At 60.9% G+C, this 23,272-nt stretch carries 20 protein-coding genes and 1 pseudogene; 8 read left to right on the forward strand and 13 right to left on the reverse strand.

Going from position 1 to position 23,272, the window contains the following annotated elements:
• Positions 1–18: 18 nt before the first annotated feature.
• On the forward strand, positions 19–693 hold the full coding sequence (locus ASD52_RS26165) for a phosphatase PAP2 family protein (RefSeq protein ID WP_051509367.1): 675 nt from the start codon (positions 19–21) through the stop codon (positions 691–693).
• 98 nt (positions 694–791) lie between these two features.
• Here the strand turns inward: ASD52_RS26165 and ASD52_RS26170 are convergent, their stop codons facing one another.
• From ASD52_RS26170 to ASD52_RS26175, 3 genes are all read right to left on the reverse strand, one after another.
• A complete protein-coding gene (locus ASD52_RS26170) occupies positions 792–1,358 on the reverse strand; it encodes a dual specificity protein phosphatase family protein (protein WP_057225885.1) in 567 nt (188 codons plus the stop codon).
• A gap of 64 nt (positions 1,359–1,422) precedes the next feature.
• The gene (locus ASD52_RS38830; RefSeq protein WP_156613038.1) at positions 1,423–1,590 is read right to left on the reverse strand and encodes a hypothetical protein; all 168 of its coding nucleotides are present in this window, start codon (positions 1,588–1,590) and stop codon (positions 1,423–1,425) included.
• Complete coding sequence (locus ASD52_RS26175; protein ID WP_057225886.1) at positions 1,583–2,998, reverse strand: aldehyde dehydrogenase family protein; 1,416 nt, start codon at positions 2,996–2,998, stop codon at positions 1,583–1,585. Before ASD52_RS26175 ends, ASD52_RS38830 begins: the two co-directional genes overlap by 8 nt.
• A 92-nt stretch (positions 2,999–3,090) precedes the next feature.
• Between ASD52_RS26175 and ASD52_RS26180 the strand changes: the two genes are divergently transcribed.
• The 5 genes from ASD52_RS26180 to ASD52_RS26195 all read left to right on the forward strand — a co-directional run bounded on the left by ASD52_RS26180 (position 3,091) and on the right by ASD52_RS26195 (position 8,685).
• Entirely contained in the window at positions 3,091–3,984 is an 894-nt protein-coding gene (locus ASD52_RS26180) for a LysR family transcriptional regulator (protein ID WP_057225887.1), read from the forward strand.
• Positions 3,985–4,175: 191 nt separating this feature from the next.
• A complete protein-coding gene (locus ASD52_RS38835) occupies positions 4,176–4,643 on the forward strand; it encodes a hypothetical protein (protein WP_156613039.1) in 468 nt (155 codons plus the stop codon).
• A gap of 92 nt (positions 4,644–4,735) precedes the next feature.
• The gene (locus ASD52_RS26185; protein ID WP_107026964.1) at positions 4,736–6,223 is read left to right on the forward strand and encodes a nucleobase:cation symporter-2 family protein; all 1,488 of its coding nucleotides are present in this window, start codon (positions 4,736–4,738) and stop codon (positions 6,221–6,223) included.
• A gap of 84 nt (positions 6,224–6,307) precedes the next feature.
• Entirely contained in the window at positions 6,308–6,913 is a 606-nt protein-coding gene (locus ASD52_RS26190) for a nucleoside deaminase (protein WP_057225889.1), read from the forward strand.
• A 440-nt stretch (positions 6,914–7,353) separates the two neighbouring features.
• Positions 7,354–8,685 (forward strand): DUF2778 domain-containing protein, encoded by a 1,332-nt coding sequence (locus ASD52_RS26195; protein ID WP_244497519.1) that lies wholly within the window; start codon positions 7,354–7,356, stop codon positions 8,683–8,685.
• Positions 8,686–8,928: 243 nt separating this feature from the next.
• On the opposite strand, the gene ASD52_RS26200 is transcribed toward ASD52_RS26195, so the two are convergent.
• From ASD52_RS26200 to ASD52_RS26240, 10 genes and pseudogenes are all read right to left on the reverse strand, one after another.
• Complete coding sequence (locus tag ASD52_RS26200; protein ID WP_244497520.1) at positions 8,929–11,061, reverse strand: adenylate/guanylate cyclase domain-containing protein; 2,133 nt, start codon at positions 11,059–11,061, stop codon at positions 8,929–8,931.
• A 268-nt stretch (positions 11,062–11,329) separates the two neighbouring features.
• Positions 11,330–11,485, reverse strand: a pseudogene (locus ASD52_RS40350) (transcriptional regulator); the annotation flags it as partial.
• 32 nt (positions 11,486–11,517) lie between these two features.
• Positions 11,518–12,282 carry a 2-dehydro-3-deoxy-D-gluconate 5-dehydrogenase KduD gene (kduD, locus tag ASD52_RS26205; protein ID WP_057225892.1) on the reverse strand — a complete coding sequence of 255 codons (765 nt, stop codon included), beginning with the start codon at positions 12,280–12,282 and terminating at the stop codon, positions 11,518–11,520.
• On the reverse strand, positions 12,279–13,121 hold the full coding sequence (gene kduI / locus ASD52_RS26210) for a 5-dehydro-4-deoxy-D-glucuronate isomerase (protein ID WP_057225893.1): 843 nt from the start codon (positions 13,119–13,121) through the stop codon (positions 12,279–12,281). The genes kduD and kduI overlap by 4 nt, the downstream gene beginning before the upstream one ends.
• Positions 13,122–13,167: 46 nt before the next feature.
• The gene (locus ASD52_RS26215; RefSeq protein WP_057225894.1) at positions 13,168–15,042 is read right to left on the reverse strand and encodes a DUF2264 domain-containing protein; all 1,875 of its coding nucleotides are present in this window, start codon (positions 15,040–15,042) and stop codon (positions 13,168–13,170) included.
• A gap of 59 nt (positions 15,043–15,101) precedes the next feature.
• Entirely contained in the window at positions 15,102–16,388 is a 1,287-nt protein-coding gene (locus ASD52_RS26220) for an ABC transporter substrate-binding protein (protein WP_063978356.1), read from the reverse strand.
• A 111-nt stretch (positions 16,389–16,499) separates the two neighbouring features.
• Positions 16,500–17,786 (reverse strand): sugar ABC transporter substrate-binding protein, encoded by a 1,287-nt coding sequence (locus tag ASD52_RS26225; protein ID WP_057207190.1) that lies wholly within the window; start codon positions 17,784–17,786, stop codon positions 16,500–16,502.
• Between the two features lie 34 nt (positions 17,787–17,820).
• Positions 17,821–18,903 carry a sn-glycerol-3-phosphate ABC transporter ATP-binding protein UgpC gene (gene ugpC / locus ASD52_RS26230; protein WP_057225896.1) on the reverse strand — a complete coding sequence of 361 codons (1,083 nt, stop codon included), beginning with the start codon at positions 18,901–18,903 and terminating at the stop codon, positions 17,821–17,823.
• Between the two features lie 47 nt (positions 18,904–18,950).
• The gene (locus ASD52_RS26235) at positions 18,951–19,799 is read right to left on the reverse strand and encodes a carbohydrate ABC transporter permease (protein ID WP_057207328.1); all 849 of its coding nucleotides are present in this window, start codon (positions 19,797–19,799) and stop codon (positions 18,951–18,953) included.
• Between the two features lie 37 nt (positions 19,800–19,836).
• Positions 19,837–20,679 (reverse strand): sugar ABC transporter permease, encoded by an 843-nt coding sequence (locus tag ASD52_RS26240; RefSeq protein WP_225906239.1) that lies wholly within the window; start codon positions 20,677–20,679, stop codon positions 19,837–19,839.
• Positions 20,680–20,916: 237 nt separating this feature from the next.
• On the opposite strand from ASD52_RS26240, the gene ASD52_RS26245 reads away from it, so the two are divergent.
• Together ASD52_RS26245 and ASD52_RS26250 are read left to right on the forward strand one after the other, a co-directional pair.
• On the forward strand, positions 20,917–22,107 hold the full coding sequence (locus tag ASD52_RS26245; RefSeq protein WP_057207188.1) for a glycoside hydrolase family 88 protein: 1,191 nt from the start codon (positions 20,917–20,919) through the stop codon (positions 22,105–22,107).
• A gap of 64 nt (positions 22,108–22,171) precedes the next feature.
• Complete coding sequence (locus ASD52_RS26250) at positions 22,172–23,230, forward strand: LacI family DNA-binding transcriptional regulator (RefSeq protein ID WP_057220055.1); 1,059 nt, start codon at positions 22,172–22,174, stop codon at positions 23,228–23,230.
• Positions 23,231–23,272: the final 42 nt, after the last annotated feature.

A 23,272-nucleotide genomic window follows, 5' to 3' on the forward strand; every position in this document is an offset into this window, starting at 1 on the left:
GAACGGTTTTACAGACGCATGAGGGCGTATGGGCCGCTAGGCATCGCCGCCTTTGCACTGGCATCCGGAGGCGCCTTTGTCTTCATTAGGCTGACGAGCGAGGTGGTCGAGGGAGAAACGCGCGCGTTCGATGAGGCGATCCTGCGCGCGCTGCGCCAGCCCGGCAACCTCTCCGCTCCCATCGGGCCCGGATGGTTGACGCATGTGGTCACCGACATCACCAGCCTCGGTGGCACCACCGTACTGACCCTCGTCACTATCGTTACAGTCGGCTATCTGGTTCTCGCTTCGCGTCGCGCCACCGGTATGTTCGTACTGCTCTCGGTTCTGGGTGGATGGTTGCTGAGCACGCTTCTGAAAATCGGGGTTGCGAGACCTCGACCCGACATCGTGCCCCACCTGGTCGATGTCCATGATCTCAGCTTTCCAAGCGGGCATGCGATGCTGTCTGCGGTTACCTATCTGACGTTGGGCCTGCTTCTCTCGCGGGTCCAATCGAACCGCGCCACGCGTCTCTACGTCATCGCCGTGGCCCTGGCGCTGACTTTGATGGTCGGATTGAGCCGGATATACCTCGGCGTTCACTATCCGACAGATGTATTTGGCGGTTGGTGTGCGGGTGCGACATGGGCAACGATCTGCTGGATGATCGCCAGGCGTTATCTGCCCCGCCCCGAGGAGAGTGCCGGTTAGAGCGCTTCCGATTCAAGCGGTGTGAAAGAAATGCTCCATCTCTTTGTTTCCAAACATTTCCTCACGGAACGTCGCTTGGCACTTTTCCTGGAAATGCCCTAACCGGCGAGGCCGAAGACCTTCTCCAACATCTCCCAGTTCTCATCCATTGCGTAGCTGGGGGAAAGGTAGGGGATCCCGATGTGCCCGAAGCGTATCGACAGCTGTTCTTCGGCGGTCTCTTCGTCGGCCTTGGCGATTTGCTGAAGATAGATGACCGAAGCAAGCCCCGTGCGGTCGGCGCCTGACCGGCAGTGAATGAGGGCCGGTTTGGGAACATCGCGCAACAGCGATACGAGGTTCAAGGATTGATCGAGTGTCATCTCGTGGCTCGCGGACATCTTGAAGTCCACATGTTTCAGACCGAGCGCTGCGGCAGTTGCGACCTCATCGCGATACCAAGCCGCGCCGTTGTCGACACCACGAAGATTGACGATCGACTTGATGCCATATCGCTTGGTGTAGTCGGCGATCTGTGCCGATGTCGGCTGGTTCGAACGGTAAAGCTCGCCCGGAACAACCTCGTGGAAGTTCCCGGAAAGCTGGATAACGCCGAGGTACCCGCCGATGATCAATGCGGCCGCGAGGGTCGCCCACAGGATTAGTCTTACGGATCCAAGCTTCATCCAAAGTGCTCCTTTTCGAGCACCATGGATGCAACCGCTGACATGAAGCTGAACGCCAATGTGGTCAATGTTCGCCTGCTGCGGCTGACCATTGGTAGCTGGAGACGGCGTCATCGCCGCTTGCGAAGAAATCTGTTCCGGCGGCTTCCGAAAGATAGGCGTCGAGCAGGACGATCAGCGTCTCTCGATGTCGAGACAGACCTCGAGAGACGCCACCGATTGCCTCAGCCAAGGATCGCCTTGGGCTCAAGTTGAGCCTCCAGGCCCACGACGCCGCGTTCACGGCCGATGCCTGACTGCTTGAATCCACCGAAGGGTGCCAGGGGCTCGTGGGGTGCTCCGTTGATGACGACTCGCCCGGCCTCCAGGCGCGCGGCAACCCGTCGCGCCCGCACGGGATCGGACGACAGGACATAGGATTGCAAGCCGTAGGTCGTGTCGTTGGCGATGGCGATAGCGTCTTCCTCCGTGGCGTAGCCGATCACGCTCAACACGGGTCCGAAGATTTCCTCGCGCGCGATCCGCATGTCGTTGGTGACGTTGGCAAAGACGGTCGGCTGCACGAACCAGCCGCGCTCAAGGCCTTCAGGTCGGCCCTCGCCGCCGACCAGCAGCGTCGCGCCTTCCTCCTGTCCAAGCTTCAGATAGGATTGCACCCGGTCCCACTGCTTCCGGCTGACCATTGGGCCAACGGACACTTCGGGGTTGGTCGGATCGCCGGCGCGGACCGCCTCGACCTCGGCCTTCAGTCTCGCCAGGATCTCTGCCATTCTGCCTTCCGGAACGAGAACCCGCGTCCCCGCCACGCAAGCCTGGCCGCTGTTCATGAATCCGGACGCGACCACCACCGGGATCGCCTCATCGAGATCTGCGTCATCAAGGATGATCTGCGGCCCCTTGCCGCCGAGTTCCAGCGTCACGCGTTTCATCGTCTCGGCTGCGGATCGCAGGATCGACCGTCCAACTGCAGTCGAGCCGGTGAACGTCACCTTGGCGACGTCGGGATGAGAGGCGAACTCCGCGCCGACGACATCGCCCCGTCCGGTGACGATGTTGAACAGACCTGCAGGAGCGCCAGCCTCATGCAGCGCCTCGGTGACGATCCGGGTCTGGATTGCGCTCATTTCGCTGGGTTTGATCACGATGGTGCAGCCGGCGGCGATAGCCATCGCCATCTTGCCGCAGATGAAGGAGGCATTGCTGTTCCAGGGCGTGATGGCGGCGACGACGCCCAAGGGCATCATGCGCACGTCCGCACGGCCGATGGTCTGGTTGAAATCATAAGCCTCAAGCGTTTCCGCCGCCTCCAGAAAGGCAGTGGCCGCCATGTTCACCATCCAACCGGCGCGGCTCTTCGGCGCGCCGTATTCCTCGACGATGGCGTCGAGCTGATCGTCGAACCGGGCGGCGACCGCATCATGGAAACGCCGCAACAGGGCGATCCGCTCCTCCTTGCTGGTCTGCGACCACGCCGGCAGCGCGCGTTTCGCAGCAGCAATTGCGGCGCGGGCATCCTCGACGTCGCCCAGGCGCACCGCGCCGATCGCTTGTTCGGTAGTCGGGTTGAAAAGCTGGAACCGCTCAGTCCCGTGCGGCGTGACGAAGGCGCCATCGATGTAGATTTCGTTGATATCGCGCATAGTCGTTCTCCTGTTGAAACCAGGATGTAGCGCCTTCCGATTGCGTGTATAAGACCGTGAAAGAGACGCAAACTGTCCCGGAAACCAGCGCAATGAATCGCAGCGGCCTGATTGAACTGGAAGCCGTGGTGGCGGTGGCCCGACGCGGTGGATTTCGCGCCGCCGCCCGCGACCTTGGCATGTCCTCCTCAGCCCTCAGTCACGCGGTCGCGGGTCTCGAGGCGCGGCTTGGCGTACGCCTGTTCGATCGCACCACCCGCAGCGTTTCGCTGTCGGCGGCGGGCGAGCAGTTCATCGCGGAGGTCGCTCCGGCCCTTTCGCAAATCCACGCCGCCATCGAGAATGTCGATCAGCACCGCGAGCGCCCTTCCGGCACGCTGCGGCTGAACACCTCGCTCGGCGCAGCGCGGATGATCCTGTCGCCGCTGATCCTCGAATATCTCCGGCGCTATCCGGAGATGAAGGTCGAGCTGGTGACCGACAATCGGCTGATCGATCTTGTGGAGGAAGGATTTGATGCCGGCTTCCGCCTTCAGGAGAGCCTACCGGCGGACATGATCGCCGTGCCGTTCAGCCGGACGATCCGTTCCATCGTCGTCGGGTCGCCCGCCTATTTTGCGGGCCGCGAACAGCCGCGCGTGCCCGCCGACCTGCTGCGCCATGTCTGCATCCGCATGCGCATGGCCTCCGGTTCGATCTATCGCTGGGAATTCGAGAAGCGCGGCGAGGCGGTGGAGATTGACGTTCCCGGCGTCCTGACGCTCGACGAAACCGCATTGATGCACGAGGCGGTTCTCGCCGGCGTCGGCCTGTTGCTGATCACGGAAGACCTGGTCGCCGAGGATCTGGCGGCGAGACGGCTGATCCAGGTGCTGGATGACTGGACCCCGGCCTATCCCGGCCTCAGCCTCTACTACCCCGGGCGCCGGCACGCGCCCGCCAAACTACGCGCCTTCATCGATCTCGTGAAGGAACGATCTCGATAAGCGATAACGTCTCCTTGGCCCCTTGACAGTATCTGTAAAAACATTGCATCGTTAATTGAAGCGTAGGCCTGTGCCTCGCAAGAATTGCCCCGTTCAACCCACGTTGATGACGATCCGGAGTTCGCACCTCCTGGAACAGGGTCCTAGCGAAACTGGCCAATTGCCAGTTCAACTATGGAGCTGGTGGGGGCATGGAAACCGAACTTCCCTTTGGTAATATTTTTTGCTTTGAGCATGATTGGAAGACCTCACCCGATGGTCGGTTAGTCTATGGCTTTCATTGCGTTATTTGCCGCAATACGCGCCAGTCTGACGCCCGTCGCAAGTCCCCTGCCAAGAGCGACGTGGTCGCATCAGAGCTGGTCGACGTCCACTCGAAGCGTTTCACAGTCATTGCTCGGTCCCAGGGTATCCATAAAATTATCGGCAGCCTCGATTTCGTTCGCGGAACCAGGATCCGTTCGATCGAGGGTGGCGAAACTGCCTTGCCGCTCGGTCTCTTCGATGATCCGGTTCACCTCTTAGAGCGCGCAGCGCCGCTGGGCACTGCTCCTGAAAACCGGTTCGGACACCCCGCCCCTGTCGCACGACGACAAGTCTCTCGTGCGCGTTCCAGCAACGTCGACGGTAAGCGGCAACGATCTCTCATTCAGGCATGAGCCCATGCTCGGCATAGGCCAGCGCCCCGATGGCTATGCCCGACATGCCTGACCGAAATGGGGTTCAACTCAAAACGCAACGCAGCAAAGGTATGGAGGAGTTTACCTTGGCAATTATAAAAGAGGGAAGTGCATCAAGCAGGCGCCCGGAAGACGAAAAACTCAGCATCGGCGCCAATATCGCATATGGATTACAGCACGTTCTGACGATGTACGGCGGCATAGTCGCCGTACCCCTTATTGTCGGACAGGCGGCGGGGCTTAGCCCAAGTGACATCGGCCTCCTGGTGACGGCGTCGCTTTTTGCCGGCGGTCTGGCCACCATCCTGCAAACATTGGGATTGCCATTCTTCGGGAGCCGTCTGCCGCTTGTGCAGGGCGTTTCGTTCTCGGGGGTTGCAACAATGGTGGCGATTTCCGGCAATGGGGGAATACCGTCTATTCTCGGCGCCGTCATCGCTGCGTCGTTGATCGGGCTATTGATCACGCCCGTATTCTCACGGATTACCCGTTTCTTCCCACCCCTAGTCACCGGTATCGTCATCACCACCATTGGACTGACGCTGATGCCGGTCGCCGCGTTCTGGGCTATGGGCGGCAACAACAGTTCACCCGATTTCGGAAGCCCGGCAAATATCCAGCTGGCCGCCACAACGCTCGCCATCGTTCTCCTGCTCAGCAAACTTGGAAGCGCATCGGTTTCAAGGCTCTCCATCCTGCTTGCGCTCGTGATCGGAACGGGCATCGCCTATGCCGTTGGCATGACCGACTTTTCGCAAGTCGGAAATGGCCCCCTCTTCGCCCTGCCGACAATATTCCATTTCGGCTATCCCACCTTCGAGATCGCCGCCATCGTCTCGATGCTGATCGTCATCATCGTGACGCTCGTGGAGACATCAGCCGACATTCTCGCCGTTGGCGAGATCGTCGAAACGAAGGTTGATTCTCACCGCCTAGGCGATGGGCTTCGGGCCGACATGCTGTCGAGCATTCTCGCGCCGATCTTCGGTTCGTTCACACAGAGTGCCTTTGCCCAGAACGTCGGGCTTGTCGCCGTAACCGGCGTGAAGAGCCGCTATGTGGTAGCGACCGGCGGTCTTTTTCTCGTCGCCCTCGGCCTTCTGCCGGTCATGGGACGCGTTGTTGCAGCGGTGCCAAGTTCCGTTCTCGGTGGGGCCGGCATCGTCCTTTTCGGTACGGTCGCGGCAAGTGGCATACGCACGCTCTCCAAGGTCGACTACCACAACAACATGAACTTGATCATCGTCGCGACGTCGATCGGTTTCGGCATGATCCCCATCGCGTCACCGGGATTCTACGAGCACTTCCCGGCCTGGGTTGCGACGATCTTTCATTCCGGCATCAGTTCCGCTGCTTTGATGGCGATCGTCCTCAACCTGCTGTTCAACCATTTCAAAGCAGGAAATGCGGATCAGCAGTCAGTGTTCGTGGCGGGGACAGAACGGACGATCCGCTACAAGGACATCGTCCGGCTTCGCGACGGCGACTACTTCCTCAACGGCAAGCTCTATGACGAAAAAGGCATCGAAATACCGATGATCCCTGAGGGCGCTCACTGAGTATTGCTTTGAAAGCACGTTCCGGATCGAAGTCTAAACCTTGATCCGGACCGACCTTTTCCCGACATTTCAAGGAGATAAAGAATGTCAGAAAAAATCGAAACGACGCGTCTGCTCGACGCCCTGCTGACAGCCATGGAGGCTGGCATCATCCCCGCCACGGAGGCCGGCGTCGCGGCCGGCAACAAGATCTTCGGAGCGGCGCTGCTGCGGAAATCGGACCTTTCCACTGTGCTCGTCGAAACCAACAACGAAACCGAGAACCCGTTGTGGCACGGGGAGGTTCACACCCTGAAGCGCTTCTATGAGATGACCGGATCCGAGCGGCCGGATACGACGGACCTCATCTTCCTGTCGACCCATGAGCCGTGCTCGATGTGCCTTTCGGCGATCACCTGGGCAGGCTTCGACAACTTCTTTTACTTCTTCAGCCACGAGGATTCCCGGGATGCGTTTTCCATTCCGCACGATTTGAAGATCCTGAAGGAAGTCTTCACGCTGGAGCCAGGGGGCTACAATCGGACGAATTCATTCTGGAAAGGACAGTCGATCATGGGGCTGATCGACGGAGTTCCGGAACCGCAGCATTCGCTTTTGAAGGAAAGAGCAACTGCAATCGGCCGCAAATACGACGACCTCTCTTCTGTCTATCAAGCCAGCAAGGGGGATAATGCAATTCCCCTCAACTAACGCGCCGATCCGTCCCTTCACGTCGGCCTCGATAGAAACCGTCGCCTACTGCATGTTTCCTTAAATCCTGTTCGATTTAAGGATAAAAAGATGCAGCAATTCAAAGGGCTACAGCGACCTTTGCGCGTCAGATAAGACGCGCGGTGCTGTAGCCTGATTGAAGAGTACGCACCGGGTGTAGTCCTTGCTGGGGCTACACCCGGCACCCTAACCCACTTCAGTAGCCAGCCGCCGATCACCCGGCAAACCCACTTGACGGCCGGGAACGGACGCCTTGATGCCAGTTTTAATCTAGTGAGATTCATGGAAAGCAAAATTTAACCATACTTGTTCATTCTTTGTCGATCCGTCGTCAAAAAGGGGACAATCCGGGAAATTGCGCAGCGGTGGTCGCTCGTCGGCCCGAAAGCGTTTGCGAGATTTACTGGCTTGAGATGCGTTTGAGTAAGGTCGTTCGTTCACAGTCTTTGCGCCGTCTGTTGCGTCCACTGCTGATCACCTGTTGCGGCATCGCCCTTGCCGGCGCGGCCGCGGGATCCCTCGTGGGTGCAGTCGCGATGGGCAGCTATTTCGGTCACGGTTCGGGCAACCTCCTGCCCAAACCACAACTCTATGCGGCGCAGCACAAAAAAGAGCGCCCGTGGGTCAAGCAGGCAAGGGTCGAACAGACGCCGAGGCTGGTCGCCGTGGCCGAGCCCGTCGTGCTCGCAAGCCTCAGCGGCGCCGAAGGGAAACTCCCCCGCAGGGCCGATATCTTTGGAGATGCCGAGACGAGTGGCAAGGCTGCACGCTTCAGTTCCGGTGCGAAGCAGGCGGCATTGACATCCGAGCAGCTCGCCAGCCACTTCAGGGCCTCTCATTCCGTCACGCCAGGCCGCGCGATCGCCAGTCTTGACGCGCCTGCGCCGGAACGGTTCGGGCCGCCGCGCGCCGTAGCAACCGACAAGCCCTTGGTCTCGTTGGCCTATGCGGCCCCCTCTCAGAGCGCAACGGACAGCGCTGTGTTTTCGGCGTTGCTGACGGTACCAATGGAGGACGACCTCGCGGCCTCGCCGGACCCGAACGCCGAAGATGAGGCCGTTGCCCTGCCAGACTACGAGGACACGCCGTCTTCGGGACCGAAGCCGCAGTTCCGTCCCGGCGGAGATCAAGCCCAAAAGCCTACCGCTGAAACAGAGAAACCCGAGACCCGGCGAGCCAAGGACGACGCAGCGCCGAAGGCCGAAGAACGCGAAACGCCAAAGCAGCAACAGCTTGCCTTTGTGCGGCCGGACAATCCGGCGGACAAAAGATCGGGCGGTGGCCTCGGCGCACTGCGCAACCTATTCGGCGGTGGTGCCCGCGCAGGAAATGGCGTCGCGGTCTACGACATCACCGCCGCGAAGGTCTATATGCCCGACGGCAGCGTGCTCGAAGCCCATTCCGGCATCGGCAAGATGGCCGACAATCCGCGTTACGTAAACGTCAAGATGACCGGACCGACCCCACCGCACACCTACAATCTCAAGATGCGCGAAACGCGCTTCCATGGGGTCGAGGCGGTCCGCATGCTGCCTGTCGACGGAAAGAACAAGCACGGCCGAGACGGTTTCCTGACCCACAGCTACCTGCTGCGCAGCGGCCGGGCGGAATCGCACGGCTGCGTCGCCTTCAAGGACTACAAGCGTTTCCTCACAGCGTTCAAAGAAGGCAAGGTCAGGCAGATCGTCGTGGTTCCGAGCGGCGGACGCGCGGCCGGCATACAGATGGCATCGAACGGAAAGAAGGGCTGACGGACAACATCCCGGCAGTCGCGGTAGTGATGGCGGCCAAGGCGTTCCGCCAACGCGACTGAGAAGGACGCGGGTTGGAGTATTCCAGCTACATCATCTCCGCGCGAAGGCCATAAAGGTCAAAGACATTCCAAATTCGCAGCCATTAGGTTGAGACGTACGCGTTCATGCCGGCGAGAAATTGCGGACGCGTTCCCGTATCGCTTCCACCTGGTCGGCAGGCCGTATATGGCCGGATCGGCATTACAACCTCAACAGCCAGGCCTCTACTTTGCCCTTGCCCTTGACTTCGATAGGGCCGCGCGGCTCGAAGACGAAGTGGTCTTTGAGCTTTTCGTAGACGGGGCGCGTCACCTGAACCGCGTCGGGCACGCCGCCTGATTCCATCCTGCTGGCAAGGTTCACCGTATCACCCCACAGGTCGTAGATGTACTTGCTCTTGCCGATGATGCCGGCCACGACCGGCCCGGTATTGACGCCAACCCTGAGCTTCATCGAGACGTTGTTCTCCATCGCGTGCTCTCTGGTAATGTGAACCATGCGGATGGCCATGCGCACCATCCGCTCGGAGTGGTTGGCCACCGGCTCGGGCAAGCCACAAACCGCCATATAGGCGTCACCAAGCGTCTTGATCTTCTCGATTCCGAGTTCATTGGCAGCGACATCGAAGCGCGTGAATAGCCCATTGAGAAACGTGACGACCTCGTGTGGCGGCATCTCCGATGACAGAGCCGTGAAGCCAACCAGATCCGCGAAGGCGACGGTCACCTCGGCGAAGCCGTCGGCGATCCCAGCTTCGCCACCGCGCAGCCGATTGGCGATCGGAGCCGGCAGCACGTTGAGGAGCAGTTCCTCGTTCTCGCGATTCTTGTTCTCGATCACGACATTCTTTTGGTGCAGAGTCTCGACCATGCCGTTGAAGGCCAAGCAGAGTTGGCCAACCTCATCGCGCGTGCGAACCGGCACGCTGGCTTCATAGTCGCCGGCCGCGAAGCTTTTCACTCCGGCAGTGAGTTCACGCAGCGGTCCGAGCAATGTGCGCGAAAGCCATGCGGCGGTCACAGCCACCGCCAAGAGCGCCAATCCCCCGACGATCAGCAGCTCCTGGCGGAGCCGGGCGATCGGCGCGAACGCCTCGGCGCTATCAATTTTAGCAACGAGAGCCCACCTGACGCCGGGAATCTCGAGCGGGCCCCACGAAGCGAGTGTCGGCACACCTCGGTATCCGATGATCTCGCCGGTGTTCTCGACACCGGCAAGTGCTGCCCGAGTTGCTTCGGTGTCGATGCGCTGATGCATCACCGGCGTGCCGTAACGCTGGATGGCGGCGATCTCCTCGTCCGAGGCGCCGACAGACTTGAGTTCTGCGAAGTACGCCTCCCGGTTCTCGTAGAAGGTCCGCGGGCCAGAGCGCACCAGAAGGTCAGGCCCAACGAAATAGGCCTCACCCGTGTCGCCGAACCCTTCCTGTCGCCACCGACGACCACCAGTGACAACGTTGTCGATTTCCTCGTTTGACAGTTGCGCCACCAACACCCCGATGACGACACCCTTATCAATCACCGGGGCTCCCATGAAGGCAATTGGTGCTCCACCGGTCGGTGCATAAGGAGCGAAATCCTCGAGACAGATGGCCGATTGCGCGGCGGGCTCTGCGCAGCGAGCAACAGCGGCTGCGACGTTGGAGCGGCGGTAGGGGCCGAATTGCAGGGACGTGGTGAAATCGAGTTCTTTCTGGACTGTGTAGATCAGGCGACCCGACTTGGGATCAGCAATCATGAAATCGAAGAAACCGACCATCGAGGCGGCTGCGCGCATCAATGGATGATAGGTGGCATGCAGCCTGGTGTATTCGCTGCCATCACCGGCATCATCGAGAAGCTTGCGTCGCTCCGCCGGGTTCGGATTTTCCACGATGTAGTGATACTGCAGATAGTACGGAGCGCCACCAACCGGCAGATAGTCGGACAGCTCCGGTTGCCTTCCCAGGATACTCGTCATCTGCGGGATGAAGTTCGCAGCGTACCAATCTTGGACCTTCTGCCGAAGGTCAGGCTGTACGCCTGCGCGATCGAGCTGGTCGACTGCAATCCGGAATTCGCGCGTCGCATCAACCACCATCTTGGAGGCGGCGAGCAGGCGCAGTTCCGCTGCGATGGTGCGAAAATAGGTTTCGACTTGACGCGTCTTGTTCTGACGGGCGGCCGTGAGTTGGTCGAAAACCGCTTTTTCGATGGCGTCACGGGCACGGAAGTAACCGAGTACACCGGTCACCAGGATCGCGGCGGCGCCAAGCAGGACGAGCGTCGTAAACAGCTTTGCGGCCAACCCCCAGCGCGGGGGTCGGGATATTCCGGTCATATCTGGCGAACGCATGAATCAACTCCCACCAATAACGCGAAGTGCCGGGCAAATACCGTCAATGGTGATGATCCGAACGTCGCACCTCTGCTACACCAGACTGTTCAAGGTGGAACCGTCATCTGCTGCCTGTTGGGCAGTGCCAACCTCGGCGTATAGCAGATGCCATCTTAAGCTAGAAACCACTCGACGGCCAACGTCGTATTCGATTTAAGGATAAAAACATGCAGCAATTCAAAGTGCTACAGCGACCTTTGCGCGTCTAATAAGACGCGCGGCGTTGTAGCGAGAAGGTGTCGTCGCAGCTGTAAGTGACGTTCGTCGAAAGATTGTACTCCTCGAACTTCTCGGAGCGCTCCGTGTAAGACAGGTTCTGTCGCGAGAACGAGATGATTTTCTCACCCTCCAGATCCTCGATGCCGATCTCGCGTCACGCTCGACATAGCGACTGTCCTAACGATCGAAGTGCCATCACCGCGCGAGCCATCCTCCATCCACCGGAATGATAGCTCCAGTCACATAGGATGCATGCGGACTTGCCAGAAACAGGACCGCGGTCGCCAGATCTTCAGGAACGCCCCATCGCCCGACGGGAATACGTTCGAGGATTTGCCTCTGTCGCTCCGGATCCGCTCGCAGGGCCGCGGTGTTGTCAGTTTCCATATAGCCGGGTGCGATCGCATTGACGGTGACACCGGATGCACCCAGTTCGTTCGCCATCAGCTTCGTCAGCCCCGCCACCGCATGCTTGGAGGCGGTATAGGCCGGAACCCGGATGCCCCCCTGGAAGGAGAGCAGCGATGCGATGTTGATGATGCGGCCGAAGCGACGCGAAACCATGCCGCGCGCAACGGCCTGGCTGAGGAAGAACAGGCTCTTCTCGTTGACGTTCGTCACCACGTCCCAATCAGCCTCGGAGTAGTCGAGCAGATCGGCACGCCTGATCGTTCCGGCATTGTTGACCAGGATATCGATTGGCCCGGCTTGCTCTTCGATCTCGCCGACGAGAGAGCGAAAATCGTTGGGTTGCGAAAGATCCGCCTGGATGCCGACGAATCGGCGTCCGGCAGCTTCGATCAACTCTCTGGTTTCCGGCATCGGCGTCGACCCGAGGCCCACGATGTCGGCCCCTGCCTTCGCGAGCGCCAAAGCCATCGCCTGTCCCAGCCCTCCGCGGGCGCCTGTGACCAGCGCCCACTTGCCGGAAAGGCCGAACAGATCCGCAATCTCGGTCATCGCAGGTTCTCCATTGCCACAAAATCCATGTCGGCGAAGGACTGGTTATCGCCTGCCATTGCCCACACGAAGGCATAGGATCCCGTGCCGCTGCCGCTGTGGATCGACCACGGGGGCGAGATGACCGCCTGCTCGTTGCGAACGATCAGGTGGCGCGTCGCCTCGGGCCGCCCCATGAGATGGACGACCATACGATCTTCCGGCATGTCGAAATAGAGATAGGCTTCCATCCGCCGATCGTGAAGGTGCGCAGGCATGGTGTTCCAGACGCTCCCGGGCTCGAAGCGCGTGATGCCGAGCATGAGCTGACAGGTCGGCAACAGGCCATCATGGACATATTTGTAGATGGTGCGCTTGTTGGCGGCCTCGGTCGTTCCAAGCGCCTGTGGCGAAGCTTCTTCCTGGGTGATCTTGCGGCTGGGGTGGCTGGCATGCGCGGGCGCCGAAACACCGTAGAGCCTTGGAGGCGATGCCTCGTCCACTGCGGCAAACGATACGCCCTTCGCCCCCTTGCCAATGTAGAGCGCCTCGAAAGGCGCAATGACATGGTCGTCTTCTGCATCGGCAGATATTCTGGCTGCGCCACCGCCAAGGTTCACGACTGCCAGTTCCCGACGCTCGAGAAAATCGGCAACGCCAGCGGATTTTGCAAGCTCGGCGCTGAAGGCAAGCGGCGTGGCCTCCGGCCGGATGCCGAGCAGAACCAGGCGGTCATAGTGGCTGTAGGCGGCGCGTATTTCGCCGGCTGCGAAGAGATCCTCGACGAGGAAATGGCGGCGCAGCCCCTCGGTGTCGAGCGTCTCGGCCTGTTCGAAATGTATAGCTTGGCGAATATCCATCAGTTCTTTTCCTCGACTTGCAAAATTGGCCGGCATCAACCGCCGGTCAGGCACTCGTATTTCTGCTCATAAGGGTGACCGGCCGGCCGTTTGCCTTGATCAGGGCTTCAAGCGCTGGCAGGTCGGGGGCCGGCGGCAAGCGCGTCAGCGTGCTGCGCCCGGCGGCCGGATCGGCGCTCGCCAGGACGGCTGCAAAAAGTGTGCTCGTTCCCCGGGGAATCTCTGCCGTCAACTGCGGCACCAGCGTCCTTCCGGCAATCAGGTTGGTGTTCGGCTGGGCGATATGCGCTTTGCCGGCACGGATGACCGACGAGCCGAGATCGACGATCGCCGACAGGTCGTGCGGAGTTGCAACAACAGCGTTGCCAGCTTCACCTTCCAGTGCATCGGCAAGCCGATCGCTTCGGGCGATCGCAAAGCCGCCTTCCTTGGTTAGGACCGCTCGCTCGGCCCAGACGCGATGGGTGCGGACATGGAAATCGCCATGACAGTAGAGCCAGGTTTCGACCAGGATGTCGCCATTGGGCCGCCAGCGCGCGTAGAGGACGTCATCGGCGATCAGCACTTGCTCGTTGGCCTGGCGGACATGGAACTGGAGACCGTCGCTGCTGAATCCGATCATGCCGTCCAGGACAGCGTCGGCGAAACGGTTGGGGTCACTTTCCACGCTGAAACCGTAGCGGGCGGAATAGACGAACTTGCTGTATTTCTCGGCACCGAACCGTGCCCAGGTGTTTTGCGGACCCGTTTGCTGGCCACCGCAAAGCGCGATGGCATCACCAGGAGGGTTCCTGATGATCATGCCCGTGTGCACGTGCACGGCGACGTCGGCGCGCGGTGGGCAATCCGCCTCTTCAGCGCTCCAGAAGGGGTGTTGCTCCGGTAAGGCCAGCGGCAGAAACGCCTTCAAGGCCCAATAGGGCGACTGCGGTGAGTTGTAGGTCTCGCACATCAGAAGGTTCGGGTAAGCGTAACCAACCGGCAGGATGCCGTCTCTCGACGCCATCGGCTGCTTGGCCCACCAGCGCAGATTGCGCAGATAGAAGCCCTTCAGTTGCCCCCACGGCAGCGCCTCCTCGCCGGCGAATGCCAGAGCGCCGAAGAAACCGGCGATGGCAAAGCGATAGGTCATCGACCGGCCAAACGCCAATGCGGCGCCATCATCGGCAAACCAACGCGTCATATCGCCGGCGGCGAGACGCGCACGCTCGCGATAGGGCTGCGTGTAGGCGCGGCCGTCGAGCACGGCAAGAATGAGCCCGTAGAAATGAAAGGCGAAGGGAATGTAGTGGTCGGCGCGGCGCGCGTCACCGTCGCTGTACCAGCCATCACCGAAATAGAAGGTCTCGATTTCGTCGATATAGGCCTGGTCCAAACCCTGATCGTGATCGGCGCCGACCGCATCCAGCCCCAGGCTGATGAGCAGCCGGAAGAACTTCCAGTTGTTCTCAGAAAACCGGCAGGCATGCCCTGACTTGAGATAGGCGACGACGTTCTCGCGCTCATCTGGCTCAAGAGGAGCCCAGAGTTTGTCCGGCACGAGACGCAACGCAAAGCCGATTGCCGCGAGCTCGACGAGGCGCTGGTTGCGATCCGTCGGCTGCCCCCAATATTCCGGATGGTGCGGATCCGTGCCACACGCAAGACCGCGTGCGATCGGCTTCCAGTCGATCCAGTCGGCACCGCCGACCTGCGCCGGCACCAGCCCCCACAACAACCGCGAGAAGCCCTCGAGATCGGCTGCCGCCTGATCGAAATGCGCAGCGGTCGCGTCGAACCGCAACCGCGCGCCACCGGCCGACCGGTAGGATTCGGCCGGGTCGCAGAGCGATTTCAGCGCGCGCTCGACATCGGCCCGCGTGCGCAGTTCATTGCCCCACCACGGATGGAACAGGCTGTCGGGGTATATGCCATCTGTCATTGGCCATTCCTGTCTTGGGAGGCTTATGGTGCAGGGCCCAGGGCGAGCCGTTGGAAACGTCAGCTCCTGAGGATGCGGTTTGCCTGCGCGACCAGCTCCTCGCCGGCTGCAGCGACCGTCAGCTGGCCGAAGGCAACCTGGTCGGCGATCGGTCGGAACACGCGTTCCTCCAGCTCGGAGGCCCCGATCGGAACCTGGGGCGGAAAGGCGCCCACCCGTCCCGCTATCGAGGAAATGTAGTCCACCGATCGTTTCGAGACATCGTCGACAAGAGGCGTCACCGCCTCCCTGACATCAAGGTTGATCGGCACGCCGCGTTCCACGCCGAGAATTTTGCCGGCCGCGAGGTCGTTGATGAAGAAATCGAGGAACCGGGCTGCAAGCTCCGGCTGCCTCGAGGTGCTGGCAATCCCGAAATGCAGGCTCGCCTTGTAGAACAGGCCGGAAGGTCCCGCCGCGTCGGCGATCGGTAGCGAGGTGATCCCCAGCCTGTTCTTAGCGAGCGCCTGATAGCCGAGCAACTGGTTGGAAAAGGCGATCGCCATCACCGCGTGACCGGTTGAAAGCGGATTGGAATCGATCTGAAGCTTGTCCATTGCCTGGACCTCGGCCGACACGCAGCCGCCGTTCTTCGCCAGACTTTCCCAATAGCCGTACCAGTCGCTGGCATCGGTGGCATCGAAGCCGATCCGGCCATCTTCGCCGTACAGTCGCTTGCCGCGCTGAACGAGAAACGCTTCGAAGGCATAGCTGTAGCGCGCGCCGTTGCCGACCGCCCAGACATTCTTCCGGCCGATCGCCTTGGTGATGTCGATGCAGAGCCTGGCAAAATCGTCCCAGGTCGTCGTCGGTCCGGGCGGCGCAATGGCGGCCTCGTCGAAGGCGACACTGTCGTAAAGCAGAGCAAACGCATTCAACGACAGGGGCATGCCGACGACCTTGCCGTCGACCGCCCCGAGATCGAGGACGCCGGGCATCAACTTGTCGGTACGGATTACGCTTCCCAGGTAATCGCCGAGCGGAAGCAGGGTGTTGCGGCGGGCGTAGTCGGCAAAGCGGCTTGGCGCGAGCTGGAAAATATCGGGCGCATTGCCACCGGCCAGCATCGTCGCCAGCTTCGACCAATAGTCGTTGCCGCCAACCTCGCCATTGATCTTCACGCCGGGATTTGCGGCCTCGAACAACCTGGCAACACCAAGCGTGCGCTCGGCGCGTGCGGGAGAACCGAACCAGAAGAGGCGCATCGTTGCGCTATCCGCCAGTGCCGAGCGCAACGGCGATTGCAAAAACGTTGCCGCGCCCCCGAACAACAACCCCAATTGCAAAAATTCGCGTCTGCCAAGCATGGTCCTCTCCCGAAAGCTTCGATTTCTGTGCGCCGCCGACCTCCTTCGGCGGCGCACTTGGGCGCATAGGCGATTTCGACAAGCGAAGCGGCCACTATCGTCGCGAGACGATCAGCCCTTGAGAATTCGGCCGCCTTCCGCAACCAACTGATCAGCCGCTTCTGCGGGCGTCACTTGGCCAAAGGCCACCTTGTCTGCCAGCGGCCGGAAGGCGCGTGTGTCGAATTCGGAGGCGCCGACCGGCACTGGCGGAGGATAGGCGCCGACCCGGCCGGCAATCGACGAGATGTAGTCGACCGTCCGTTTCGACACGTCGTCGATCAGCGGAACGACCGCGCCCTTGACGTCGGTGTTGACGGGAACGCCGCGCTCGACGCCGAGAACCTTGCCGGCAGCCATATCGTTGACGAAGAAGTCAATGAACCGGGCAGCAAGTTCCGGATTTTCGCAGGTGCTTGCAATGCCGAAATGCAGACCCGGCCGGTAGAACAGGCCGGACGGTCCTGATGGATCCGTCACCGGCAAGGTGGTGATCCCTAGCGGGTTCTTCATCGCCGACTGGTAGCCGAGAAGCTGGTTCGAAAACGCGATGGCCATAGCGGCCTTGCCGGTTGCCAGCGGGTTTGAATCGACCTGGATCTGGTCCATCGACTGAACTTCGGCCGACACGCAGCCGCCGTTCTTGGCGAGGCTCTCCCAGTAGCCATACCAGTCTTTGGCATCGTTGACATCGAAACCGATCTTGCCGTCCTCGCCGTACAATCGCTTGCCGCGCTGGTTCAAGAATGCATCAAAGGCATAGGTGTAACGTGATGCGTTGCCGACCGCCCAAACGTTCTTGCGGTCGATCGCCTTGGTCAGTTCGACACAAAGTTTGGCGAACTCGTCCCACGTGGTCGCGGCCCCCGGCGGATTGAGCCCGGCCTGCTTGAAGGCTTCCGTGTCATAGAACAATGCGAACGCGTTGAGCGACAGCGGCATGCCCGCCACCTTGCCGTCAACGGTTCCAAGCTCCAGCACACCCGGCGCGAGCTTGTCGGTGCGAATGGACTTGCCGAGGAAATCGTTGAGCGGAAGCGTGGTGTTACGGCGCGCATAGTCGGCAAATCGGCCAGGCTCGAGCTGGAAAATATCAGGGGCATTGCCGCCAACAAGCATCGTCGTCAGTTTCGACCAATAGTCGTTGCCGCCGACTTCGCCGTTGATCTTGACATCCGGATTGGCGGCTTCAAACAGCCGGGCGACGCCAAGGGTGCGCTCGGCGCGCGCAGGCGTGCCCCACCAGTAGAGCCGCATCGTGGCGCTGTCGGCAAATGCGGTCCGCAGCGGAAGCTGCGAAAATGCAGCCGCTCCGCCGAGCAGCAGGCCGTTGCGTAGAAGTTCGCGTCGATTGATCATGAATTCCTCCCTTTGGTTCCGTTTTTGCCTGAGCCTAGTCGGCAAGCCTGCGCCCTTCGGCGTCGAAGAGATGGCAATGTTCCGGCGCGATGCTGACGCTCAGCGTTTCGCCCGTGCCAAGCAGTGTCTGGCCTTCCATGGCGACGATGAGCGCCTGCTTGTCGGGCAGACGCCCATAGACGATGGTCTGGCCGCCGAGATGCTCGATATGGGTGATCGTCAATGTCCCCAGATGGATGCCGCCCGCGCTGTTGGCCCTGATATGCTCCGGGCGAACGCCAAGACTGAGGGTCGCCCCGATCTCGGCTCTCTCGACCAGCGGCACCGCGACATCGGCACCGGCAAGACCGATGACAACACCGTCGTCGCGGCGCCCCACCACGGAAACATCCAGGAAATTCATCTTGGGCGAACCGATGAAGCCGGCGACAAAGCGGTTGACCGGCCTGTTGTAGATTTCGAGCGGCGTTCCCTGCTGCTCGATCCGGCCGGCGCGCAGCACGACGATCCGGTCAGCCAGTGTCATGGCTTCGACCTGGTCATGGGTGACGTAGATCATCGTGGCGCCGATATCGGCGTGGAGCTTTGCAATCTCGACACGGGTCTGCACGCGAAGCTCGGCATCCAAGTTGGACAAGGGTTCGTCGAACAGGAAGATTTTCGGATCACGCACGATGGCGCGGCCGATGGCCACGCGTTGACGCTGGCCGCCCGACAGCTGCTTTGGCTTGCGTTCGAGCAGCTGCGTGATCTGCAGGATTTCGGCGGCCTTGCGCACCCGCTGATCGATCTCGGGCTTTGGCATGCGCATGGTTTCAAGGCCGAACGACATGTTCTTGTAGACACTCATATGCGGATAGAGGGCATAGGACTGAAAGACCATGGCGATGCCGCGCTCGGAGGCTGTCTTCTCATTCATCCTGGCGCCGCCAATCGCCAGCTCGCCGCCGGAGATGGGCTCCAGCCCGGCAATCATGCGCAAGAGCGTGGACTTGCCGCACCCCGACGGGCCGACGAAAACGACGAACTCGCCGCTGCCGATCTGGAGGTCGACGCCGCGGATGACCTCGACGGCACCGTAGCGCTTCTGGACTTGCTTCAAAGCGAGCGTCGTCATGGGGCTCCCCTTTCCTATTGCTTGTTCTGTGGTTTTTGTTCGCGGCACTACCGCTTCATGCCCGTCGTCGCGATGCCTTCGATCAGCAGCCGCTGGAACAGGAGGAAGAGGATGAAGATCGGCAATACGGTCAAAGTCGACATCGCAAGCAGAGCGCCCCAATCCGATTGCGCCGTGGCATCGACGAAGGTTCGAAGGCCAAGCTGGGCCGTGTATTTCTCGATGTCGTTCAGATAGATCAGCGGCGCGAAGAAATCGTCCCAGGTCCAGATGAAGGAGAAGACTGCGGCGGTCGCCAGGACAGGCGTCGAAAGCGGCAGGATCACCTTGAGGAAGATGCGCAACGGCCCGGCGCCGTCCATGATGGCCGCCTCGTCGAGTTCGCGCGGGATGCCGCGGAAGAACTGAACCATCAGGAAGATGAAGAAGGCATCGATGGCGAAGAACTTCGGCACGACAAGCGGCATGATCGTGTTGACCCAGCCGAACTTGAGAAACATCAGATATTGCGGGATCAGCACCGCATGCTGCGGCATCATCAGGGTTCCGAGCATGAGCGCGAACCAGAACCCGCGTCCCTTGAACTGCAGCCGCGTGAAGGCATAGGCGGCCATCGAGCACGATATCAGGTTGCCGATGACGACCAGGACCGAGATCAGCAGCGAGTTGAGGAACAGGTGGCCGAAGCTGACGCTCAGGCCATTCCAACCGCGTCGGTAGGCATCGAGCGTAAACTCCTGCGGTATTAGCGATGTCGTCGCGAAGATCTCGTTTTCTGGCTTGAAGGAGCTCGAGACCATCCACAGCAACGGATAGAGCATGATGAAGCTCACGGCGGTCAGGAGCGCGTAGACCAACGCCCGCTTCAGCGGCGAGGATTTGGCTCCGTCGGGCATGGCAGCTGCCTCGACGACGTTCGACGCGTAGACGGTATCAGTCATCGTAGTGCACCCAATATTTGGCCGACATGAAGGACAGCGTCGTGAAAATGGCGATGATGACCACCAGCACCCAGGCAAGGGCTGATGCGTATCCGAAACGGAAGTTGGTGAAGGCTTCCTGGTAGAGGTAGAGCGTGTAGAACAGCGTCGTGTCGATCGGACCACCGCTGCCGTCGCTGACGACGAAAGCCGAGGTGAAAGCCTTGAACGCGTCGATCGTCAGGATCACCGCATTGAAAAAGATCACCGGCGTCAAAAGCGGCAGCGTGATCTTGAAGAACTGGCGGGAGCGGCTTGCCCCGTCGATGCTGGCAGCCTCATACATATCCTGCGGGATCTGGCGCAGACCGGCGAGAAAGATGATCATCGACGAGCCGAACTGCCAGGCCGCGAGCAGAACCAGGGTGTAGAGCGACGTGGACGGGTTCGAGATCCAGCTCGGGCCTTCGTAGCCGAAAAGCGCCGCCAGAACCTGGTTCAGCACCCCGTCGCCGGCAAACACCTGCCGCCAGAGCACCGCGATCGCAACGCTGCCGCCGACCAGCGACGGAAGATAGAAGATCGCCCGAAAGACCGTCAGGCCGCGCAGCCCCTTGTTCAGCGCCACGGCGATCGCCAACGCGAACATCAGCTTGAGCGGAACCGACAGGAGAACGAATGTGAAAGTCACCCGCATCGCCGTCCAGAAACGGGGGTCGTCGCTGGCAATCCGCACATAGTTCTCGGCGCCGACCCAGTTGGCCGGCCCCATCAGGCCGAAGTCGGTGAGCGAGAGATAGAACGACGAAACGGCCGGTCCCAAGGTCAGCACGACAAACCCCAGCAGCCAGGGCATCAGGAAGCCGTAGCCGCCCAACTGGCTGCGCAGTCGCACGCTCAGAGGCGGCCCTGCATTCGATGCGTCCGTAATGGACATTCCCTCACCCTCCCTTATCGGCGCCGTGGACGTCACGAAGGACGCCCAGACTAGACATAAGAATGAAACCGAAAACATTCTTCGTCAAGCGAAAGTTTCGCTATTGACGAAAATTGCGTAATGAGCAAAAAGATTTCCACACTCAGGAGCACTCACATGAAAATCGAAACCAGTAGCTACTTTGCAGCCTCCGTGCCGGCAGCCGCCACCTCTCATGTTGATCGCCACCAGGCAGCGCTCGTACGCAGCATCGAAAAATTGCGCACGACCATGCCGATCATCGGCATTCGCAACCCGAAGATCGGCTTGAGCGACAATAGCTGGGCCTATTGCAGCCCCTACGACTGGGTCGTGAGCTTTCATGCCGGCCAATTATGGCTTGCCTCGCAGCTAACAGGAGATCCGACATTCCTGAACGCAGCGCGCGCCCGCCGCTCGATCTTTCGGGGCATTCTGGCGCATCGCCGCGCTCAGGACCATGATCTTGGCTTCCAGTTCTCGCTCAGCTGCGTCGCCGAATGGCTGATGACCGGCGAGAAGGAGCCGCGCGCGCTCGCTCTTGAAGCCGCCAATCTGCTGCTCGGCCGGTACCGACCGGAGGGGCGCTATCTTCAGGCGTGGAACGCGCAACCGGCGCATGGCTCCATGCGCGCAGATTTCGCCAACGGGCGGATCATCGCCGATACGATGCAGAACCTCGCCCTCCTCTACTGGGCCTACGGCGAAACCGGACGCGCCGACTTTCGCGAGGCCGCCGACGGCCATGCCGACACCACATTGAAACATCTGGTGCGCGACGACGATACCAGCTTCCACACCTTCCTGTTCGACCCGAGCACCGGCGAGGCACTGCGCGGAGAAACCCACCAGGGCCATGCCGACGGATCATGCTGGTCACGCGGCCAGGCCTGGCTGATCCACGGTTTTGCGCAATGCGCGCGCGTCACCGGCAACAGGACCTATCTGGATGCGGCCCGCAGGCTCGCCGCCAAGGCCGAGCAGCTGATGGGCAGCGACCTCGTGCCCGTGTGGGACTATGACGTCCCCAACCCGAAGAACGCGCCGCGCGACAGTTCGGCCGGCGCCATCATGGCAGCCGGCATCTACATGCTCGCCGACCAGTGCGACGTCGACGAGGCTCAAGCCTGGCGCGGGTTTGCCGACCGCCTGATCGCTGGCTTGCTCGACACCTGCGACCTAACCGAAGATCCAACGGCACTCGGCCTTCTCGCCCATGGCGCGGCCCATGTCGGATCAGGCTATTCCGACACCATGCTTCCCTATGGAGACTACTATTTCATGGAGGCCTTGATGCGGTCGCTCGGGCATACACAATTCTTCTGGTAAGCAGACAAAATGCCAGTCGCTGCGACTCCCAAAAAGCGCAGGAATCTGATGGAGTGGGTTTCCAATGACCGATGATCAACTCGCCACACTGACACTGCGCGACATCGCCGATGCAGCCGGCGTTTCGGTCGCATCCGTGTCGAAGGTGCTGAACAATCGCGGCGGCGTCAGCGGTGAGAGCCGCAAGAAGATTTTGGCTCTTGCCGAAGAACTCGGCTACCTCGGGCGCAACGCCCGATCGCTTCACAAGGCTGGCATCGGAAGCACCGCGTTGATCGTGCCGGCCGAGTACTACTCCGGGTCGCAGTTCTACGAGGATGTGATACGCGGCGCACTGGACGAGGCAGCGGCGCATTCGCTGAAAGTCGACGTGCAGCTGCTGACGCTCGACACCAAACAGAACACCGCGGAGATCGACGAATACCTGCGTGGCGCGGAGCCGAGCACAGTCATCGCGGTCGGCCTCGACGACCGGGCCGCGATCGACCGGCTCGCCGCAAGTGGTGTGCCGACCGTTCTGATAAACGGCATGGATCGTTCGATGCGCATGGACAGTGTTCTGCCCGACAACTGGTCGGCGGGCTGGCTAGCGACGCGCCGCCTGCTGGAGGCCGGGCACCGAGACATCATGCATGTGACGCTGCCACGGCGACTGTCCATGCAGCGTCGCCTTGAAGGATTTCGCCTGGCGCTGGAGGAAGCTGGAATTGTCTTCGATCCGGACAAGCACCTCATTGATCTCGGCAAGATGGGTTTCCTGGAAACCCAGGCGCAATTGGCCACGCGCCAAGCGCTCGAGAGCGGCAGGCTGGACAAGGCAACGGCGCTTTTCTGCAGCATGGACGTGGTGGCGCTCGGCGTCATGCAGGCGCTTCAGAGCCAGGGGCTTTCGGTGCCCGACGACTATTCGATCATCGGGCTCGACGACGTAGCGATTGCCATGCACAGCCGGCCGCCGCTGACGACGATCAGCATCGATCGCATCGAGCTCGGCCGGATCGGCGTTCAACTCCTGATGAAGCGAATAGCCAACGCCGAAGAAAGCATCACGCGCGTCAACATGGGCGTCAAACTGATCGAAAGGGCGACCGTCGGTCCGCCCAGGGAACGTCCCGCCCGCTGACGACGACGAAACCTACAGGCCTTCACCGACGCCTGCTCACCC

The sequence above is a fragment of the Ensifer sp. Root142 genome, assembly GCF_001426785.1.
Taxonomy (GTDB): domain Bacteria; phylum Pseudomonadota; class Alphaproteobacteria; order Rhizobiales; family Rhizobiaceae; genus Ensifer; species Ensifer canadensis.

Bases quoted from the DNA above. Each gene is read 5' to 3' on its own strand.
- ASD52_RS26235 (WP_057207328.1), bottom strand. From the start codon at position 19,799: ATGCCCGACGGAGCCAAATCCTCGCCGCTGAAGCGGGCGTTGGTCTAC.
- ASD52_RS26215 (WP_057225894.1), bottom strand. From the start codon at position 15,042: ATGACAGATGGCATATACCCCGACAGCCTGTTCCATCCGTGGTGGGGC.
- ASD52_RS26225 (WP_057207190.1), bottom strand. From the start codon at position 17,786: ATGATCAATCGACGCGAACTTCTACGCAACGGCCTGCTGCTCGGCGGA.
- ASD52_RS26190 (WP_057225889.1), top strand. From the start codon at position 6,308: ATGTCAGAAAAAATCGAAACGACGCGTCTGCTCGACGCCCTGCTGACA.
- kduI (WP_057225893.1), bottom strand. From the start codon at position 13,121: ATGGATATTCGCCAAGCTATACATTTCGAACAGGCCGAGACGCTCGAC.
- ASD52_RS26250 (WP_057220055.1), top strand. From the start codon at position 22,172: ATGACCGATGATCAACTCGCCACACTGACACTGCGCGACATCGCCGAT.
- ASD52_RS26200 (WP_244497520.1), bottom strand. From the start codon at position 11,061: ATGCGTTCGCCAGATATGACCGGAATATCCCGACCCCCGCGCTGGGGG.
- ASD52_RS38835 (WP_156613039.1), top strand. From the start codon at position 4,176: ATGGAAACCGAACTTCCCTTTGGTAATATTTTTTGCTTTGAGCATGAT.
- ASD52_RS26180 (WP_057225887.1), top strand. From the start codon at position 3,091: ATGAATCGCAGCGGCCTGATTGAACTGGAAGCCGTGGTGGCGGTGGCC.
- ASD52_RS26220 (WP_063978356.1), bottom strand. From the start codon at position 16,388: ATGCTTGGCAGACGCGAATTTTTGCAATTGGGGTTGTTGTTCGGGGGC.
- ASD52_RS26175 (WP_057225886.1), bottom strand. From the start codon at position 2,998: ATGCGCGATATCAACGAAATCTACATCGATGGCGCCTTCGTCACGCCG.
- ASD52_RS26185 (WP_107026964.1), top strand. From the start codon at position 4,736: ATGGAGGAGTTTACCTTGGCAATTATAAAAGAGGGAAGTGCATCAAGC.
- kduD (WP_057225892.1), bottom strand. From the start codon at position 12,282: ATGACCGAGATTGCGGATCTGTTCGGCCTTTCCGGCAAGTGGGCGCTG.
- ASD52_RS26240 (WP_225906239.1), bottom strand. From the start codon at position 20,679: ATGCCCTGGCTGCTGGGGTTTGTCGTGCTGACCTTGGGACCGGCCGTT.
- ugpC (WP_057225896.1), bottom strand. From the start codon at position 18,903: ATGACGACGCTCGCTTTGAAGCAAGTCCAGAAGCGCTACGGTGCCGTC.
- ASD52_RS26170 (WP_057225885.1), bottom strand. From the start codon at position 1,358: ATGAAGCTTGGATCCGTAAGACTAATCCTGTGGGCGACCCTCGCGGCC.
- ASD52_RS26165 (WP_051509367.1), top strand. From the start codon at position 19: ATGAGGGCGTATGGGCCGCTAGGCATCGCCGCCTTTGCACTGGCATCC.
- ASD52_RS26245 (WP_057207188.1), top strand. From the start codon at position 20,917: ATGAAAATCGAAACCAGTAGCTACTTTGCAGCCTCCGTGCCGGCAGCC.